The 1,386-nt window shown below is 58.4% G+C and carries 1 protein-coding gene; it reads right to left on the bottom strand.

Annotated features, from left to right (window positions below; genetic code table 11):
* Positions 1–46: 46 nt before the first annotated feature.
* The gene (locus L6758_RS10885; protein ID WP_005323424.1) at positions 47–1,225 is read right to left on the bottom strand and encodes an IS256-like element IS1249 family transposase; all 1,179 of its coding nucleotides are present in this window, start codon (positions 1,223–1,225) and stop codon (positions 47–49) included.
* Positions 1,226–1,386: the final 161 nt, after the last annotated feature.

Genomic DNA, 1,386 nt, shown 5'->3' with positions numbered 1-1,386 from the left:
CGGGTTAAGGGTCAAAATGTGTGTCTGGCTCGGCGTGTCGCGGGGGTTAGATTTGGCCTTTTTGAATGCCGATTGAGTGGGTGTAGTCGGTGTCGATAGCGTTGTCGTAGAGGGCTGGGCGTCCTGTTTCGTGGTCGGCTTGGTTCTCGGTTTGGGTCAGGGTGGATACTTTGGCGAGTTGGCCCTGGCCCCAGTCGGACTGCCTGGCGATTCGTACTGGATCGTCAGGCAGTTCCGTTTTTAAGTAGAGCCACCAATCCAGCATGCGGCGTTGTCGTTCGCCTGATCTGCCGCGGTGGGTTCTGGCGAGCAGTTTGAGCTGGGCGTTGATGCCGCCTTCTAAGCTGTTGGTGGTGGATTTGATCCGCTCGGGCGCAAGGACTCCTGCTGGCGGGTTGAGGTAGACAAACAGCATCTCGGACCGCCAAAGATGGTTGAGGCTGTTGTAGGCCTTGCGCACGTTGTGGTGGGTCCACACGCGGGTCCATGCACCTGTTTTGGGGTCTTTGATCATGGTTTTCTCGTTCATCCATTCCCGGTAGATCGTTGAAAACTCGTGCAGTTGCACACCCCACGCGGCGGCTTCATCCAGTGTGGTGATCCGGGTCAGTTTCAGCGCAAGTCGGTAGATGGTGCGCCCGGCATCGGTGCGTGGGTTGGTGGTGGTGTAGCGGCGGACCACGCGTTGGGCGTGGACGAGGCAGCGTTGAATTTTCGTAGTCGGCCAGCACTTTTTGATTGCGCTGTATGCGCCTTGGCCGCCGTCGATGACGGCGATGAGTGGGGCTTCGATGCGTTCAAGCAGCAGTTGGTAGTCGCGGGTGGTTTCGTGTTTGCACCAGTGCCAGGCGATCACGTGGTCGATGGTCGCCGCGACGATCAGGCAGCCACCGGCGGTGTAGGTGCCATCGAGAAATACCTGGTCGTAGATCCGCTTGTGGTGGCCGGCGGTGGGGTCAGGCACATCAACGAGCCAGCACCACTTGAAGCGCCGCTTCATGGTGGCGCGGCTAACACCGTTTCGTTTGGCTAGGTCGTCGAGTGATATTGCGGTGGTGCAATGCTCGATGAACTGGGTGAACACTGCCGCGTTGGTGATGTCGTTTCGACGTTTGACGCTGGAGGCGCCGCATTGTTTGCAGCGCCATCTGGTGGTGCCTTTGCTGGTGGTGCCGTTGCGTTTCATTTCACCGCCGCAGTGGCAGCGTGGTTGGTTCTTCGACATTGCGACACCACACCACGCCGCGCATAGCACATCACGGCTGCCACACCGAGGATTTCCCGTCGGGGGCTAGATATATGCTTCCGGAGCATATACTTTCCGGAAACCTACAGGTCAATCCGTGAAAATCCGCGATTCCGGACACACTTTTTGACCCTTAACCC

Source organism: Rothia nasimurium, assembly GCF_928382285.1.
In the GTDB taxonomy this organism is placed as follows: Bacteria; Actinomycetota; Actinomycetes; order Actinomycetales; family Micrococcaceae; genus Rothia; species Rothia nasimurium_E.
The sequence above is the reverse complement of the archived record's forward strand: the minus strand, read 5'-3'. Positions and strand labels throughout refer to the sequence as shown.